The organism is Streptococcus suis, from assembly GCA_002831545.1.
Classification (GTDB): Bacteria; Bacillota; Bacilli; order Lactobacillales; family Streptococcaceae; genus Streptococcus; species Streptococcus suis_P.
Genome location: CP025095.1, coordinates 1,805,643 through 1,822,746, shown reverse-complemented (window position 1 = coordinate 1,822,746; position 17,104 = coordinate 1,805,643). Strand labels below are relative to the sequence as shown.

Sequence of the window (17,104 nt, the reverse complement as noted above, 5' to 3'; positions counted from 1 at the left end):
CTCTTTTTTAGCAAGTCTTGTCAAAACATCGAAAAGTTGATATACTAACTTTTGGGGAAAGAGAGGAATTTAATAAGATGAGTGATTTTTTTAGCAATCAGATTTCTGAAGCACCGAACCTGAACGTATTGGAACACCTGTTTCTCATGATTATTTGGTTTTTCATGCTCTATCTTTGTTTTCGTTGTTATCAAAAAAGATGGTTTCATATTGTTTTTTGGTGGCTTCAATTTATACAGATTGTCTCCCTTTATACTTGGTATATCGTAGCTGATTTTCCTCTTTCTGAGAGTCTTCCTTTTTATCATTGTCGCTTGGCTATGCTTTTTATTCTTTGGGCGAAGCCTGGACCTTTGAAACGTTATTTTGCCTATCTGGGTCTTTTTGGATCGCTTTCAGCCTTTATTCATCCAGTATTTGACCCATTTGCATTTCCACATCTGACCTTCTTTACTTTTGTTATTGGTCACTACGCCTTGACGGTTAATTGTATGTTGTACCTGTTATCTGATTTAGAAGGAGAGATGTTGAAGGGAAAAGAGGTAGTGAAATATACGCTTATTATGAATATGCTGATTCTAGGAGTAGCTCTTTTAACTGGTGGAAATTATGGATTTTTGAGACAGACACCTTTAGTGAACAGTACCAATCTTCCTTTGAATTTCTTCTTGGTAACCTGCCTACTCTGTTTCTCTATTTTGAGTATACAAGCTATGTTAATTGCCTATTTGAAAAAAGAAAGCAAACAAATGGATTCGCAGATATTGAAAAAATAAGGGAGCGGGAAAGAACTCGACTGGTCAAAAAGAGTTCGTCAACAATTTTTCGTTTTAAGTTGTTGAGCTGAAACAGTCTATCCCCAGACTGTTTCACTCCCACCCCCGCATAGCTCCAAAGGTTTGGGGAACCTTTGGAGGTCGGAGATAGAGCGAACAGAGTTCGCATCAGTCGTATAGGTCAGATTTGGAGTGTAAAACACGAACAAATCTGCCAATCAACCACTGCGCTGAGATGTTGACACGAACCCTGAGAAGCGAGGTTGGTCTTTTTGCCCAGCCTCTTATTTTTAGTTTTTAAATGCGCCTTGTTTGTGGCTAATCCAGAAAAAGACAGGGATAAAAATGAGCATTAATCCAGAATAGATTGGCAATGTGTGACTGTTTAAGGGGTGGATTTCAATCAGACCATGTAGGAAATGGGAGCTGATGAAGAAACCGAAAACGGAATAAATAATAAGAGCCAGTCGAGCTTTTGTCAGTGGCAAACAGGCACGAATGACAGCCAGTAGACCTGTTGAACCAAGAACATAATAAGAGAGGGTTTGCATGTCATGCAAGTTTAAGTATCCAAATACTTGCATTAAATGGAAAATAAGGACACTGAGAACAACCATGAGAGCATTTGGTAGGGCTAAGAGAAGAGATTTTCTGAGAAAATGTTTTTCTACGGGGCGGATATTTCGTTCAAAAGTTAGGATAAAAGGAGGAAAACCTTCGACAAATTGACCAATGAGGGTCATTTGTACTTGAATAAATGGGAAAACTAACAAATATTCTGCTTTACCTAGGGCAATACTAGCGATACAGATAAGGCCAAGTAAGAAAGAGTAGATTGTTTTGATAAGAAAGATGGGAGCAATGTGGGAGATGTTATTAACAACGCGTCGCCCCTCAAAGAGAATCTCAGGAATATCGCGAAATTCAGAATCTAGGAGGACTAGATTAGCGATTTGTCTAGTAGCGGGATCGCCTTCTGCCATAACAATGGAACAATCAGCTTCGCGTAGTGCAAGAATATCATTGACCCCATCACCGGTCATTGCAGTAGTATGTCCCTGTGCTTTGAGGGTTTGGATGAGCAATTTTTTCTGATGTGGGGATACGCGACCGAAAATGGCGGTTGTTTCAGCTCTGGCAATTAGTTCTTCGTCGTCAACTTTGGAACAATTGATATAGCTATCGTAGTCAGCAAATCCAGCTTCCTTAGCAATGTGTGAGACCGTCACAGGATTGTCACCAGAGATTATTTTTAGTGTCACTTCTTGCGAGCGAAGATAGGCCAGTGTTTCTGCGGCGTCTTCTCGGATTGGGTCGGCAATTTCTAATAGAGCTAGAGGTTCAATATTCTCAGGTAGCTGATTTTGAGAAGAAGGAAGGGACTGTTGGCTAAGCGCAAGAATCAGGACACGGGAACCACGAGCCTGTGCCTCAGAAACAGAAGGAGGATTTTGTGTTAGTAACATTTCTGGTGCCCCTAGAAAAATGTGACCAATGTTTTCTATTGTCATTGCCCCCCATTTTCTATCACTAGAAAATGGGATGATGTGACTAGCTTTATAGTGGTGCTTTAAATCACCATATTCTTTTCGAATGGCCTGAGCTGTTGAATTAGTATCCTCACTTGTCTGGATATAGGTAGCGAGTATCTGTTGGATAGTGTCAAGTGAATAATGGTTGGTTAAGGGAAGCAGGTTTTCGACGGTCATTTTCCCCTGAGTAATCGTTCCGGTCTTATCCAAACAAAGAACATCAACTCGGGCCAGTGTTTCGACGGAATACATTTCTTGTACGAGGACATTTTTCATTCCCAGTTTGATAACAGCAGTTAAGAGAGAAGTGATGGTCAGCAGAGCAATTCCCTTTGGTAACATACCTAGTAGGGCAGTAGAGCTGGTAATAACTGAGTCTTTTAAGGGAAGAAGTTTGATGAAAAAGGCTTCTAGAAAAAGAGCAAGTCCGAATGGAATGATAATTTTTCCTGTAAATTTAGCAATTTTATCCATATTGTAAAGAATACGAGAGACGATAGGTTTGTGAGTTTTCGCCTCAAGCATGAGCTTATTGGCATAGTTTTCTGCGCCAACATGGATGACTTTTGCATAAATCTGTCCGCTAACTAGATAGCTACCAGACAATAATTCAGCCCCAGTATTTTTCACAATCAAGTCGCTTTCACCGGTTAACATGGCCTCGTTTGCCTCGGCTATACCTTCTAAAACAATAGCATCACTAGGAACTTGTTCGCCAGCAGACAGCAAGAGAACATCATCTAAGACAATATCTTCTGGTGCAATAGAGATTGTCTCGCTGTCGCGAACAACTCGGATAAAATCCTTGTTCATCAGGTTGAGTTTGTCAATCATTCGTCGTGCTCGCCATTCTGTCAGCATTCCTGAAACAGCGTTGAGGACAATAACTCCGAAGAAGAAAAGGTTGGACCATGCCTGTACAGCTAGTAAGGCTAAGAAAATGGCAAAATTGAGTGCGTTAAAAGATGTAAACACATTTCGTCTGAAGATTTCCCAATTACTGGCACTGGTCTTTGTCTTAAAATGATTGGTTTGCTGGTTTTGAATACGTTCTTGTACTTCCTTGGTTGATAAACCTTTTATTTGTTTGTTCATTATTTTATCTTTCTTTTTCTAGTATATAGAATACATCTCATACTTATTGTAACATATTTATAATACAACAGTATAGGTCTGTAGACCTATTCTTCAATAGTTTGAAAAATTCCCTTATTTCCGATATAATAAGAGAGTTGTCTAGTAAAGAATAAGGATGAATCCAATGTAAATCGAATAGGATAAGAGCTCAGCTCTGCTATGAATCAAAATACAAAAAAATGAAAAGGAAACATTATGTCACTACAAGAAGAAATCAAGAAACGCCGCACCTTTGCGATTATCTCTCACCCGGACGCGGGTAAAACCACTATTACCGAGCAGTTGCTCTACTTTGGGGGTGAGATTCGTGAAGCAGGTACGGTCAAGGGGAAAAAGACTGGTAACTTTGCTAAGTCTGACTGGATGGATATTGAGAAACAACGTGGTATCTCTGTTACCTCATCTGTCATGCAGTTTGACTATGCAGGCAAGCGGGTCAATATCCTAGATACACCAGGACACGAGGACTTCTCAGAAGACACTTATCGGACCTTGATGGCGGTCGATGCGGCTGTCATGGTGGTGGACTCTGCCAAGGGTATCGAGGCCCAGACCAAAAAGCTCTTTGAGGTTGTTAAGCACCGCAACATCCCTGTTTTCACCTTTATCAACAAGTTGGACCGTGACGGTCGTGAGCCACTTGATTTGTTGCAGGAGTTGGAAGAAGTCTTGGGCATTGCCAGCTATCCGATGAACTGGCCAATCGGTATGGGGAAATCTTTCGAGGGTCTCTATGACCTCCATAACAAACGTTTAGAACTCTACCGTGGTGACGAGCGGTTTGCCAACTTGGACGAGGGTGACAAGCTCTTTGGTTCTAACCCCTTTTATGCACAAGTTCTGGATGATATTGAACTTCTGGCGGAAGCTGGGAATGAATTTTCAGAGCAGGCGATTTTGGACGGCGATTTGACACCTGTTTTCTTCGGCTCAGCCCTGACAAACTTTGGTGTGCAGACCTTCCTTGACACCTTCTTGGAATTTGCTCCAGAGCCACATGGTCACAAGACAACGACAGGTGATGTCATTGACCCGCTCAACAAAGATTTTTCAGGTTTTGTCTTTAAGATTCAGGCCAATATGGACCCTCGTCACCGTGACCGCATTGCCTTTGTGCGCGTGGTTTCGGGCGAATTTGAACGCGGGATGGCAGTCAACTTACCTCGTACAGGTAAGGGAGCCAAGTTGTCCAACGTGACGCAGTTTATGGCCGAGTCCCGTGAGAATGTGGAAAATGCAGTGGCGGGTGACATTATCGGGGTTTACGATACAGGAACCTATCAGGTAGGCGATACCTTGACCGTAGGCAAAAACAAGTTTGAATTCGAACCACTGCCGACCTTCACCCCTGAAATTTTCATGAAAGTTTCCGCTAAAAATGTTATGAAACAAAAATCCTTCCACAAGGGAATCGAGCAACTGGTACAAGAAGGGGCTATCCAGCTCTACAAGAACTACCAGACAGGCGAGTATATGCTGGGGGCCGTTGGTCAGCTCCAGTTTGAAGTCTTCAAACACCGCATGGAAGGCGAGTACAATGCTGAGGTAGTCATGACCCCAATGGGCAAAAAGACTGTCCGTTGGATCAAGCCAGAAGACCTGGATGAACGCATGTCATCAAGCCGCAACATCCTAGCCAAAGACCGCTTTGACCAACCTGTTTTCCTCTTTGAAAACGACTTCGCCCTCCGCTGGTTTGCGGACAAGTATCCGGATGTGGCGTTGGAAGAGAAGATGTAGCAAACATCTGGGAGATGTTTGCTATCGGGAGATGGGAACTGACGGTAGTCAGTTTACCAATGCCTAAGGTTCAGTGGAGTGAAACAGTTCGGGGAACTGTTTCAGCCTGAGCCTAGAGATGTCAAGCGAGGTGAAAGGTGGGAGATGGGAGCTGATGGTATCAGCTTACAGCTGTTCAGCTTTGAAAATCAAGCTAAAACTTCGTTAAGTTGCTTCGATGAACCTCTAGTTCAATCTTCAGCTCCTTGCCTAGTTTTATTCTTGAGTTTCTTTGCGTAAAGTCAGTAATCAGCTTTGAAAATCAAGCTAAAACTTCGTTAAGTTGCTTCGATGAACCTTAAGTTCAATCTTCATCTAACCCAATTAACTCTATAATAAGTCAGGCAAGTCCTGGCTTTTTTTAATTTTGTTATCATTGCAAAAAAAGTATTATTATAATATACTGTAGTTATATAAATGGAAATGGATTGGAGGTCTTATCCCATGTTTTACTACCTTAGAAAGTGTAAGTCGGAGGTGCTGGCTTATGTCTTGGTAGCTCTTGTCTATGCTCTGATTTTGGCAGCAACAGGTTTTGTCTATGCTAGGGTTTCAGAGGCGGCTCTGTCCGGTGACCAAAAGGCATTTGTGACCAGTTCACTCATAGCGGTGGGCTTTTTCATCTGCGATACCTACTTTGACTACCTGCCTCGTTATCTCAAGGCCAAGTTAGTCAATCGTATCATGGAAAGGACTCGCAATCAGCTGGTGGCTGTCTACGCAGCTGGCGATGATTCAGGAAATGATGACAAAAAGAGTGCTGACAAGATTCACATTTTGGTCAACCACATGGATGTCTTGGAAAATGGTTATCTAACACCGCTCTTGTCTATGTTGACCAGTCTTCTTGTCTTTACCTTTTCACTAATTGGTGCCCTTTATTTGCAAGGGACCATGACGCTGATTATGCTGGCTTTGTGCTTCATTCCTTTCCTAGCACCCCTGATCAATAATCGTATCCTTGCTCATGCCACTCAAGATACTCAGTCGGAGAAGAATGCCTACCTCAAGCTCTTTAGTGAGTTTGTTCATTCTCTGACCTTTATCCGAATCAGCACCATTACGCCGATTTTTGAAGAGAAACTCCAAGCATCCAGTCAGGAATATGCTAGGCGAGCCAACCATTTTTCCAAAAAACAATCTCAGACCTACGCCGTGTCCTATGGTTTGAGTAGTGTGGTTTATTCGGGTTCCTGGATTATTGGTGGTATCTTTGTCTTTCAAGGCCTGCTGAAGATTTCAGACTTGATTGCCATGACCACCCTCATGGGAACGGTGGCTGGCCCTATCCAAACCATGTCTGGACTGGTAACGGATTACCTGGCTAGTCGGACTGTTGTGGCAGATTTGACGACGATTTTGCAGGGGCAATTCCAGGAAAATGAAGCCAAGGAAGAACTGACTGAAACCATTGACAGCATCAGCTTGGAAACGATTACCTATGAGCAGAATAATCACCGACTCTTTGATAGGTTTTCCTATCGTTTTCTTGCTAATAGAAAATATGCCATTCTAGGAAAAAGCGGGAGTGGGAAGACGACCTTGCTCCGCCTCTTGCTGGGGATTCAGAAGCCAGAAGCTGGAAGAGTCCTGGTCAACCAGAGGAATCTGGCGGACCTAGAACAGACCTCGTTTTTTGGAAAAATCTATTATCTTCCTCAAAAAACGGCTATTTTCTCAGCTAGTATTGGGGAAAATCTGAGCCTGTTTGGTCCCTTGGATCAGAGAAAGGCTCTGACTTGCTTGAGCAGGGTTGGTCTGCTAGACTGGTTTGAACGACAGGAAAATGGTTTCGCTACCCTGCTATCCTCTGCCCAGCAATTATCGGGAGGGGAGGAGCGGCGGTTTGATATAGCTAGAGCCCTCTATCGTGATGCGGAAGTCTTGTTATTTGATGAGCCAACGACGGGCTTAGATACTAGAAATGAAAGTTTAATTGCGGAAACCTTGTCCAAGATTGAGGATAAGTTGGTCACCGTCGTCACCCATTCGCAGAATGAAGAATTTCTAGGCTTGTTTGACGAGAGGCTTGTATTATAGGCTGGTTTTTACTTTGTTTCCTGTAAGTTTTTCGGTAAAATATGGAAAAGTAAAAAAGGAGTAACACATGGGTTTGTTTTCAGGTTTGATGGGCAATGCCTCACAGATGAATAATGACAAGGTAGAGCAGGAGCTAGGGAATATTTTATTGGCTAATGAACAAGTAGAGATGGCCTTTAGTTTGGTCCGCGACCTGATTGTCTTTACCGAGTATCGCTTGATTTTAGTGGATAAGCAAGGGATTTCTGGTAAGAAGGTAGCCTATAAGTCTATTCCTTACCAGTCCATTTCACGTTTTACGGTCGAAACTTCTGGTCATTTTGATTTAGATGCTGAGCTCAAGATTTGGATTTCTTCTGCGGCAGAGCCTGCTGAAACCCTCCAATTCAAGAGTGACAAGAGTGTTATTGCTATCCAAAAAGCTCTGGCTGCGGCTGTTTTGGGAAAATAAATTGTTAGAAAGAATGTTGGAATCTTATCCAGCATTCTTTTTTTATCTAGCAAATGCGATAGCTTGCCAGATATAGTTATTTAGTTTTTTATTTAATATATAATAAAATAGACTTATGACTTACGGAATTGATTTTAGAAAACGCGTTATTGCCTATGTCCAATCAGGACACACAAAAAAGGAAACCTGTGACCTATTTGGTATTGGAACCGATACCTTGTACCGTTGGGAGACACAGCTGAAAAATGAAGGACATCTGAATCGTAAACCACGCTCTCGTAGTCCTCGCAAACTTCCGCTTGACCGCTTGGAAGCCTATGTCAAGGAACATCCAGATGCTTTCCTGAAAGAAATTGCAGAGCATTTTAACTGTAGTATTCCTTCTGTTTGGGCAGCACTCAAAAAAGTGAATATTACTTTAAAAAAAGACAACAACCTATAAAGAACAAGATAGCGAAAAAGTGAGACGCTATCTTGATGTTTTAGCCTGCTTTCCTGACACACCGATTGTTTATATTGATGAGACGGGCATTGATACTTATCTTTATCGTCACAAAGCTAGAGCACCTCGAGGAGAGAAAGTATACGACAAGGTAAGTGGACGCAGATTCGAAAGAATTTCGGTAGTAGCTGGTCAAACTGGTTCTAAAATTATAGCCCCCTTGCTTTATCATGGAACGATGACAGCGGAATTATTTATCAAGTGGTATCAGGAGCAGCTATTGCCATCCTTGACAGAACCCCATGTCATCATTATGGATAATGCAGCTTTTCATCCCAAGAAACAACTAGATGAGCTTGCAGTGGCTAAGGGACACTATTTTCTTCCGCTTCCACCTTATTCCCCTGAACTTAACCCAATTGAACGATTCTGGGCTGGATTGAAAAGAAAAGTGGTTGAGTTATTGAGGAGATTTCAATCGGTTGAGTATTGTTTGGAATGCTATTTTAAAGCTAAATAATTATATTTTAGTTTACTTTTAGTACTAGCTCCAACTATCTGGGAGAGTGAAACAGTTCGGGGAACTGTTTCAGCCCGATCCTAGATACAAAAAAGCGAGAAAAAAGATGCTGGAAATAGGGCGAACCGCATTCGCCTCAAAAGCTGTAGGCAGCTTGTACAGTCTAGCAGACTGTACAAGGCTGGAAATGAGACTTGCGAAAGCAAGTCACTTACGCAAAGTACGGCAAAGCGAGTTAACGAAGTAATTAAAGATAGACTAAATGTCTATAACAGCCTAATGATGCATTTTTTTATTGTTGCTCTCAATGTTTCACTGTGCTATCCTTAGTTCACAACTCCTATAGAATTTTTCATGTCACAATCAATCACTTTTATTTTTCGTGAAAGAAGTAATTTTTTGTTATTGATGATATAGTCTGCTTATCGAAAATTTAGTGGTTGACTATTTTTGACTTGAAACGACAATTAAGATATAAAAAACGAGGAGTCCCCCGTTGGGAATTTCCTCGCTAGTCAGTTGAATATTTTTATGTTGATGGTAAAAGGAATTGGAAGGTTAGGGTGAGAATTAGGTATGTATTGTACGAGATGTTATTTATAGAACAGTATTTTAGCTTAAATACTAAACATGCAAAAATATAGAACGATTAACGGTAATTGCATTGTATAACTTCATTGATAAGACGTTCACCGGGGAAATCTGAAATGATGATTCCTGGTCTACGAATTTGATTGTTTCGTAGATAGTCCGCAACAAGAGTATTGGTTCCTTCAAAGGAAATTGTTGCAAATACACCGAGACGTGCTGTGCGTGGGAAGTCAGGGTAGCGATGCCTAAAACCGGGTTCCGTCAATCCAGTAGAGAGTCGGGAAGCATCAGTTGCTGGACGAACATGTCCACTTGCTACAAAATAAGGGAAAGAACCACCAGAACCACTGAGATAATTCATGAAAATAAAATCAATGCTAGATGTATTTGCCTGATTGATATGGTTCTTTATAGCTTCCCATTTTTTATATAAATCCCAATTTGTATTGAGATGGTATTGATCTTGAGTAATAACAAAACGATAATTTATTCCGTGTTCGATAGACAAGACATCAGGTAAAAGCACAATCTGGCCACGAATTTCGCCTAGTGTAGGATTGTATCCGTTTGACGAAGTCATAGGATTCCAGAAAAGAGAGGAATATCGTTGATAATAGGACTCAAAAAGGGTAAACATTTCAGGATCAGAGGCATGAGTATGCTCTTGTTTAATCCGCATTAAGATGGTTTCACTTGGATAACTTATCAAGTAATTTTGAATAGTTGTAAGAACCTCTTCAAATTGGTAGCCCAAGGCGATTGAGCCATGGTAGAGAGCAAAGTGATCTCCCATATATGCGAGACGAATATCTAAATATCGGATTCCAGACTCCAATTGTTGCTGCAAATTCATTGTTTGCGTACGGACAATATCACGAAAAGGAAGATGGTTACTGTGAGCCATGCTATCATGAGTTCCCGGAATGGCAAGCTCTCCTAGAAAACGATTATCAGGAATTGTGGACATCCAGTCTGTATATTGTTCAATATGCGGTGTGGTCACTTGTTCTTCATACCAAAAGGCGCGGTCATAATGAGCGTGGGTAGAAGTAGGGAAGAGCAAAAAAAGACCTAGACAAGCGGTCAGGGCAAAGGATATCTTCTTTTTTGTATTCATATCTATACCTCCTCGTATGTTAATCCTCAATCAGCGCTTGGATAACATAATATAATTAGTGAAATGGTTGGTAATATAATTATAGTAAAAAAACGTTGTTAGTTTCCATCGTGGTTTTTTGATATTGGGACACCAGCGATTAGCTGTGAGAAGTCATCACCTTAATTATATCATAGGGTAAAAATAAAAGCGAAGAGGATAGTCACTAGTCTTGAGAAAGATAGCATTTGTTTACGAAAGCTATTGTTTTGAGTTACCTTTACCTTTATTATTTATATGTCTGAATACAATACCGCATTGGTTGTTCAAACTATGATTCAAATAGTCTTAATTTCTCACTTTCTCACCTTCAAATATTTTTAAGTTTTTTTTGAAAACGTATTATTTTTATTTTCAAGGCAAAAGCCAACCTTTATGCTTAGAATGTGTTATACTAGTTAAGTTACAAGTCTGATACTGGTTAGTTCGCTGCCAGTGGAAATAATTGTTACAAAAAAAGTTAGATAAGGTAGCTTCGCACTGCCTTGTAAAAGAAAGGAAATGCGTTAGGAAACTAGTTCGGGAAGAGCATTCGAACCCGTGCTAAAAACTTCGTGAAAAAGATAGGGAGTGGGACAGAACTAGAAAGCGATAGAGTTCGTCAACAATTTCTCGTTGCAAGTTGTTGAGCTGAAACAGTCTATTCCCAGACTGTTTCACTCCCACCCCCGCATAGCTCCAACTGTCTGGGAGACAGTTGGAGTTGGAGATGAAGCGAACTTTGTTCGCATCAGTCGTAGAGGTCAGATTTGGAGTATGTAATACGAACAAATCTGCCAATCAACCACTGCGCTGAGATGTTGACCTATAATAAGAATAGTGCTGTTATTCTTTTCCACTGCGTCAGTCTCCTATTTTCACCTTGTTTTCTTAACGCACTTGGTATCATAATTGAAATTTACTGAATTAAATCTATCAGAAGATATTTTGCTTGCCGTTGAGAAGGCAGGTTTTGAAACGCCGTCACCTATCCAGGAGCAAACAATTCCGCTTGCTCTGGAAGGAAAAGATGTGATTGGTCAAGCCCAAACGGGTACAGGGAAAACAGCAGCCTTTGGTCTGCCAACTCTCAACAAAATTGACACCAACAATCAAGCTGTACAAGCCCTGATTATTGCCCCAACGCGTGAGTTGGCGGTGCAGAGTCAGGAAGAGCTTTTCAAATTTGGTCGTGAAAAGGGTGTGAAAGTCCGCTCTGTTTACGGTGGCTCAAGCATTGAAAAACAAATCAAGGCCCTTCGCTCAGGTGCCCACATCGTTGTTGGTACGCCAGGGCGTTTGTTGGATTTAATCAAACGCAAGGCCCTCAAACTTGACGGCGTTGAAACCCTCATTCTTGACGAGGCTGATGAAATGCTCAACATGGGCTTCTTGGACGACATTGAAGCGATTATTGAGCGTGTGCCAGAAAGTCGCCAGACTCTCCTATTTTCTGCGACCATGCCAGAGCCAATCAAGCGTATTGGTGTCAAATTTATGAAAGAGCCTGAACACGTTAAGATTGCGGCTAAGGAATTGACCAATGTGAACGTGGACCAATACTATGTCCGTGTCAAAGAACATGAAAAATTTGACACCATGACACGCCTCATGGACGTTGACCAGCCTGAATTGTCTATCGTCTTCGGTCGTACTAAGCGCCGTGTCGATGAATTGACTCGTGGTTTGAAACTGCGTGGCTTCCGTGCAGAAGGTATCCACGGAGATTTGGACCAGAACAAACGTCTACGTGTTATTCGTGACTTTAAAAACGATCAGATTGATGTCCTTGTTGCGACGGACGTTGCGGCGCGTGGATTGGATATTTCAGGTGTAACGCATGTCTATAACTACGATATTCCACAGGACCCAGAAAGCTATGTTCACCGTATCGGTCGTACAGGTCGTGCGGGTCAATCAGGTCAGTCTATTACCTTTGTTTCGCCAAACGAGATGGGCTACTTGGCAATCATCGAAGATTTGACCAAGAAACGTATGAAAGGTCTCAAACCAGCAACTGCTCAGGAAGCATTCGAAGCTAAGAAGAAAGTTGCCTTGAAAAAGATTGAGCGTGAAATGGCGGATGAGACCATCCGTAGCAATTTTGATAAATTCAAGAAAGATGCTATTCAGTTAGCAGCTGAATTTACGCCTGAAGAGCTTGCTCTCTACGTACTTAGTCTGACCGTACAGGATCCAGATAGTTTGCCAGAAGTGGAAATCGCACGTGAAAAACCACTGCCATTCAAGTTTGCACCTGGTCAAGCCAAGGGCAAGGGTGGACGTGGTGGCCGTCGTGACGGTGACCGCAACCGAGACCGTGGAGGACGCCGTGGCGACCGCAATGACCGAAACCGTCGCGATGACAAGTTCAAACGTGACAACCGCCGTCAGGACAACAAAAAACCGCATCAACGCACATCAAGTGAAAAGAAAACAGGCTTTGTGATTCGCAATAAGGGTGAGAGATAAGCCGTATTTGACAGACCATAAAGAGTGGTCTGTTTTTTTGAAATCTATTTAGAAAATAATCGAAATAGTTCTTGACAAATAATGAAAACAGAGTATAATTCTATTTAGAAATATTTCTAAATAGATGGACAAGGAGGCTTATTATGGGATTGTCTGAAACCTTGAAGGCAATTTCTGCTCCTATTCGTAGGCAAATTCTAGATAGTCTTAAGTCGGGGCCGAAGTCTGCTGGGGAAATTGTAGAACAATTTCAATTAACAGGAGCAACAGTTTCTCATCATTTATCCACTTTGAAAAAAGCTGGATTAATTTTGGAGGAAAAGCAGAAAAATTTTATTTATTATCGTCTAAACTATACGGTCTTTGAAGAAGTCTTGGTTTGGATTGCAAGTTTTGGAGGGCAACAAGATGAAGAAAATTGACATAAAAACATTATTAGCAACTTCTAGTATATTTCTACTAATAGCTGTATTGATGATTTATTACTATAAAGCATTGCCAGACACCATGGTGACACATTTTGGCGTAAATGGTGAGCCAAATGGCTCTATGGCCAAGTATATGATGATTTTGACACCGCTATCATTCTTTTGTGTTCACCTATTCATTAGTGTACTTTATGATGTGAAAGGGATAGGGAAAACACCAGTCATTCGAGTGGTCAAATGGTTTTTTCCGCTACTGGCTCTCATCATTCAAGTTTCTTTACTCTGGTATAATTTAGGAGGAGAATTGGATTACTGGAGACTTGTCATTGGACTGCTGACTGTCTATTATATGGTGATAGGAAATTATTTACCCAAGGAGGAATTGGACAGCAAGACCAACGAAATAGAACGAAAAGGAAGAAAGTATGTTGGCTATTTCTTGATGATTGGTGGGGTGTTGCAGTTAGTAAGTTTGTTGGGTTCACCAACCCTATCTATCCTTGTAATGATTTTGGTTGGTATTTCTGTTGTAAGTCTTAGTATCTATTATGCTTATCTGCATTTTAAAACTGCTTCATAATTGGAGTGGTTTTTGTTATACTAGAAGTAGTAAAACAGGAGGGTTGACCATGGGTATTTTGACAATGGATAAAGCCTTTGTATTCTAAAAAACAATACAAAGGAGAACATCATGATTACTTACAGACAAAATCCTCAACTTGATTTTCAAGCAGTCCTAGACCTCTATGTTTCTGTGGGTTGGACAGGATATACAAGTCGTCCAGAAATGCTAGAGAAGGCCTTGAAACATAGTCTGCTCGTTCTTGCGGCCTTTGACGGTGACCGTCTAGTGGGTCTCTTACGAGCAGTTGGTGACGGGCATTCAATCGTTTTTATTCAGGACATCTTGGTCCTACCAACCTATCAGCGTCAGGGAATTGGGCGTCATCTTTTGGAGCAGGCCATTACACACTTTTCGGGTATTTATCAGCTTCATCTCTTGACGGACAATACAGAGAAGACACGGTCTTTCTATGAAGCACTTGGCTTTACAGCCGTTGATAGCCTGGACTGTGTCGCTTATACTTATTTAAAATAAGGAACAATTTAGAAATGGAGAGGCTGGGAGACCAGCCTTTTGCTTCGAGCAAATGATTTGAATTTCAAATCAAAAAGAGTAGAATATGTTTATCAATAATTAGTAATAACGAATGATAAAGGAGAGAACCAATGGCAAATCTATTAATTGTAAAAGCCCACCCACTTGACGCACAAAAGTCCTACGCCTTGCGAGCCTTGGAAGAGTTTCAAACTCGGTACGCCAGTTTGCACCCAGAGGATAAGATTGAAATAGTAGATGTTTTTGAAGACCAGATTCCAGCTTTGGACAAGCCTTTGTTAGAATCTATGGGAGCGGTTAAAAAAGGTATAGAAATCAGTCCTGAACAAGCAGAGCAGTTGGACCGCTATAATGCCTTGACCCAGCAATTTCTTGCAGCTGATAAGATTGTCGTCGTCAATCCTCTCTGGAATCTCAATGTGCCAAGTCAGTTGGTATCTTGGGTCAATACCATCAATGTAGCAGGCCTGACCTTTAAGTATGGTCCAGAAGGCTCTATCGGCTTGGTCAAGGACAAAAAGCTCCTGCACATCCAGTCCAATGGTGGTGTTTATGCAGGTCAAGATCCAGCTGCCCAGTACATCAAGTCTATCTTTGAATTTTTAGGCTTTGAAGACCTTCACCAGGTCTTTATCGAAGGGCAATCTGCTGATCCAAGTCAGGCTCAGGCTATTTTCGAAGAGGCAATGGCTAAAATTGATACGATTTTGGAGACATTTTAAGTTAAAACCTCGCCCTATGTGGAGCGAGGTTTCTCGGTCATTTCTGCAATATAATCTAACTTACTCTGCCGACTGCGTTTCTTAAACAAAGCCTCGGCAGACATAGCTTCCTGTTTGCTGGCAAAGGCTTCTTGGTAGACTAGGCTGACAGGCAAGCGTGCGCGGGTGTACTTGGCCCCTTTCCCACGATTATGGGTAGCAAGCCGCTTCTCCACATCAGTCGTATAGCCAGTGTAAAGACTTCCGTCGGCACATTCCAAAACATAAAAGTAGGCCTTATTTTCCATAATAAATCTCACGAATGGCAGGAGTATAGTCGCCATTTTCCTCATGGACAACCAGAGGTGGCAGAATGTGCAGACCGTCCACCGAGCCGTCCTTGATAGCCTCAATTAGCAACATATTGGCCTCCTTGCTGGCCTTGGGATAGACAAACTGGATGCGTTTGGGCGCCAATTTGTAGGTTCTCAGCGTGTCCAAAATATCTAAAAATCGGTCAGGTCTGTAAACCATGGCCAAGCGACCATTGGATTTGAGTACCTGTTGGGCCACCTGACAAATGCTGTCTAGGTTGGTTGCAATCTCGTGTCTGGCTAGAAGATAATGCTCGCTTTCATTGAGGTTTGACTCTTTATCCACCTTGAAGTAGGGAGGATTGCAGAGCATCAAATCAACCTTGGAGCGTAGATCATACTGGGGCAGATTTGCCAAATCGTCATTGATGACCGAAAGCTGTTCCTCCAGACCGTTGAGGGCAATGGAGCGGCGATTCATATCCGCCAAGCGTTCCTGTAATTCAACCTGAATAATCTGGGCCTTGGTGCGTGTGGAAGCGAAAAGGCCCACCGCCCCATTTCCACTACAAAGGTCAACAATCAGCCCCTTCTGAGCAGGTATTTTTGGAAAACGCGAGAGCAGGACACTGTCAATCGAGTAGCTAAAAACCTCCCGATTTTGAATAATCTGAACATCTGTCGAGAAGAGCTGGTCGATCCGCTCTCCGTCTAGTAAATCAATTTTTTGCATAGGTATATTATACCATCTTTGAATGAAAATCACTGTTTATTTTGAATGAAAAAAGAGAGCGAATACCCCGCCCTCAACTCTTAAACAAAAAATTCTACCCAAGCCCCAACAAGCAAGAATGCGATGCAGAGATAGATTTGCCAATTTGCTTTTAAGGTCCATTCTTTAGACCAAAAGGCACTACGGGCAGTACCGACAGTAGCAAATAGCAAAAGTCCAAACCAGAGGCTAGGCCCCTTGTCCAACCATTCTCCAATGCTACCTAATAACAACAATATCATTAAATAAAAATTCAAACTCCGATAATATTCTTTATTAAATTCTTTAAACATATAAAATCCTCACAGTACAAAGAAGGAAATGATTGTCCAAGCGACAATAAAACTAATCGTTAGATAAATTTGCCATGTTTTTTTAATCCAGCTACGTGACTTAAAGAAAGCTAGATAACCAGCATAAAGTCCGAGTCCAAGCTTGAGAAAATGGATAAACCAAAATGGTCCATGTATAGCTGCAGAAATCACTTGTAGGATACAGGCAAGAGACAAGTAAAATTCCCAGGTCCGATAGAATGCTTTATTGAATTTTTTAGACATAGTAAGCTCCTTTCTATTTACCCAAAATGAATTTCAGATAGATAATCACCACAATCAATCCGATATAGAAGATGTAGCCCATGCGAGTGAGTTCTTTTTCTTCCTTGAAGAAAAAGGTTCGAATGGCATTGATAAAAATAATCAGACAGGCTAATAGGCTATACCATGCAGGCGTTTGGGAAGAGTCTAGCAAAATGTCTGAAAGAAAAAAACAAGACCAAAAAACTAGAGAATAGAAGGCGCTATAACGATAGAAATGCTTGTTAAACTGGAATTTCATATTCACTCACCTCTCTTTCTTTTATTATATCAAATAATGTATAGATTTAAAAGTATT

At 41.5% G+C, this 17,104-nt stretch carries 19 protein-coding genes and 1 pseudogene; 12 read left to right on the top strand and 8 right to left on the bottom strand.

The window, feature by feature from the left end; translation table 11 throughout:
- Positions 1-77: 77 nt before the first annotated feature.
- Positions 78-776: a TIGR02206 family membrane protein gene (locus tag CWM22_08830; GenBank protein AUC91992.1), complete on the top strand. Its 699-nt coding sequence runs from the start codon at positions 78-80 to the stop codon at positions 774-776.
- A gap of 290 nt (positions 777-1,066) precedes the next feature.
- On the opposite strand, the gene CWM22_08825 is transcribed toward CWM22_08830, so the two are convergent.
- The gene (locus CWM22_08825; GenBank protein ID AUC91991.1) at positions 1,067-3,403 is read right to left on the bottom strand and encodes an ATPase; all 2,337 of its coding nucleotides are present in this window, start codon (positions 3,401-3,403) and stop codon (positions 1,067-1,069) included.
- Between the two features lie 237 nt (positions 3,404-3,640).
- On the opposite strand from CWM22_08825, the gene CWM22_08820 reads away from it, so the two are divergent.
- The 6 genes from CWM22_08820 to CWM22_08795 all read left to right on the top strand — a co-directional run bounded on the left by CWM22_08820 (position 3,641) and on the right by CWM22_08795 (position 8,924).
- The gene (locus tag CWM22_08820; GenBank protein ID AUC91990.1) at positions 3,641-5,185 is read left to right on the top strand and encodes a peptide chain release factor 3; all 1,545 of its coding nucleotides are present in this window, start codon (positions 3,641-3,643) and stop codon (positions 5,183-5,185) included.
- A 456-nt stretch (positions 5,186-5,641) separates the two neighbouring features.
- Positions 5,642-7,264, top strand: coding sequence for an ABC transporter ATP-binding protein (locus CWM22_08815; GenBank protein AUC91989.1), 1,623 nt, complete (start codon positions 5,642-5,644; stop codon positions 7,262-7,264).
- A 67-nt stretch (positions 7,265-7,331) separates the two neighbouring features.
- Complete coding sequence (locus CWM22_08810) at positions 7,332-7,715, top strand: PH domain-containing protein (GenBank protein AUC91988.1); 384 nt, start codon at positions 7,332-7,334, stop codon at positions 7,713-7,715.
- Between the two features lie 115 nt (positions 7,716-7,830).
- Entirely contained in the window at positions 7,831-8,157 is a 327-nt protein-coding gene (locus tag CWM22_08805) for a transposase (GenBank protein AUC91987.1), read from the top strand.
- Between the two features lie 19 nt (positions 8,158-8,176).
- Complete coding sequence (locus CWM22_08800; GenBank protein AUC91986.1) at positions 8,177-8,677, top strand: IS630 family transposase; 501 nt, start codon at positions 8,177-8,179, stop codon at positions 8,675-8,677.
- A 46-nt stretch (positions 8,678-8,723) separates the two neighbouring features.
- Positions 8,724-8,924, top strand: coding sequence for a hypothetical protein (locus CWM22_08795; GenBank protein ID AUC91985.1), 201 nt, complete (start codon positions 8,724-8,726; stop codon positions 8,922-8,924).
- A gap of 402 nt (positions 8,925-9,326) precedes the next feature.
- On the opposite strand, the gene CWM22_08790 is transcribed toward CWM22_08795, so the two are convergent.
- Together CWM22_08790 and CWM22_08785 are read right to left on the bottom strand one after the other, a co-directional pair.
- Positions 9,327-10,385, bottom strand: a complete 1,059-nt coding sequence (locus CWM22_08790) for a hypothetical protein (GenBank protein AUC91984.1) — start codon at positions 10,383-10,385, stop codon at positions 9,327-9,329.
- Positions 10,386-11,126: 741 nt separating this feature from the next.
- Positions 11,127-11,204 (bottom strand): annotated as a pseudogene (locus tag CWM22_08785) (hypothetical protein).
- A gap of 111 nt (positions 11,205-11,315) precedes the next feature.
- On the opposite strand from CWM22_08785, the gene CWM22_08780 reads away from it, so the two are divergent.
- The 5 genes from CWM22_08780 to CWM22_08760 all read left to right on the top strand — a co-directional run bounded on the left by CWM22_08780 (position 11,316) and on the right by CWM22_08760 (position 15,145).
- Positions 11,316-12,875, top strand: a complete 1,560-nt coding sequence (locus tag CWM22_08780; GenBank protein ID AUC91983.1) for an ATP-dependent helicase — start codon at positions 11,316-11,318, stop codon at positions 12,873-12,875.
- Between the two features lie 143 nt (positions 12,876-13,018).
- Entirely contained in the window at positions 13,019-13,297 is a 279-nt protein-coding gene (locus tag CWM22_08775; GenBank protein AUC91982.1) for an ArsR family transcriptional regulator, read from the top strand.
- Complete coding sequence (locus CWM22_08770) at positions 13,284-13,883, top strand: DUF1648 domain-containing protein (protein ID AUC91981.1); 600 nt, start codon at positions 13,284-13,286, stop codon at positions 13,881-13,883. Before CWM22_08775 ends, CWM22_08770 begins: the two co-directional genes overlap by 14 nt.
- Before the next feature lie 111 nt (positions 13,884-13,994).
- On the top strand, positions 13,995-14,402 hold the full coding sequence (locus CWM22_08765; protein AUC91980.1) for an N-acetyltransferase: 408 nt from the start codon (positions 13,995-13,997) through the stop codon (positions 14,400-14,402).
- Positions 14,403-14,533: 131 nt separating this feature from the next.
- Positions 14,534-15,145: an FMN-dependent NADH-azoreductase gene (locus CWM22_08760; GenBank protein AUC91979.1), complete on the top strand. Its 612-nt coding sequence runs from the start codon at positions 14,534-14,536 to the stop codon at positions 15,143-15,145.
- 14 nt (positions 15,146-15,159) lie between these two features.
- On the opposite strand, the gene CWM22_08755 is transcribed toward CWM22_08760, so the two are convergent.
- From CWM22_08755 to CWM22_08735, 5 genes are all read right to left on the bottom strand, one after another.
- Complete coding sequence (locus tag CWM22_08755; GenBank protein ID AUC91978.1) at positions 15,160-15,432, bottom strand: GIY-YIG nuclease family protein; 273 nt, start codon at positions 15,430-15,432, stop codon at positions 15,160-15,162.
- A complete protein-coding gene (locus tag CWM22_08750) occupies positions 15,422-16,171 on the bottom strand; it encodes an SAM-dependent methyltransferase (protein ID AUC91977.1) in 750 nt (249 codons plus the stop codon). The genes CWM22_08755 and CWM22_08750 overlap by 11 nt, the downstream gene beginning before the upstream one ends.
- A gap of 80 nt (positions 16,172-16,251) precedes the next feature.
- Positions 16,252-16,503: a hypothetical protein gene (locus tag CWM22_08745; protein AUC91976.1), complete on the bottom strand. Its 252-nt coding sequence runs from the start codon at positions 16,501-16,503 to the stop codon at positions 16,252-16,254.
- 9 nt (positions 16,504-16,512) lie between these two features.
- Positions 16,513-16,767 carry a hypothetical protein gene (locus CWM22_08740; protein AUC91975.1) on the bottom strand — a complete coding sequence of 85 codons (255 nt, stop codon included), beginning with the start codon at positions 16,765-16,767 and terminating at the stop codon, positions 16,513-16,515.
- 13 nt (positions 16,768-16,780) lie between these two features.
- Complete coding sequence (locus tag CWM22_08735) at positions 16,781-17,047, bottom strand: hypothetical protein (protein ID AUC91974.1); 267 nt, start codon at positions 17,045-17,047, stop codon at positions 16,781-16,783.
- Between the last annotated feature and the right edge of the window lie 57 nt (positions 17,048-17,104).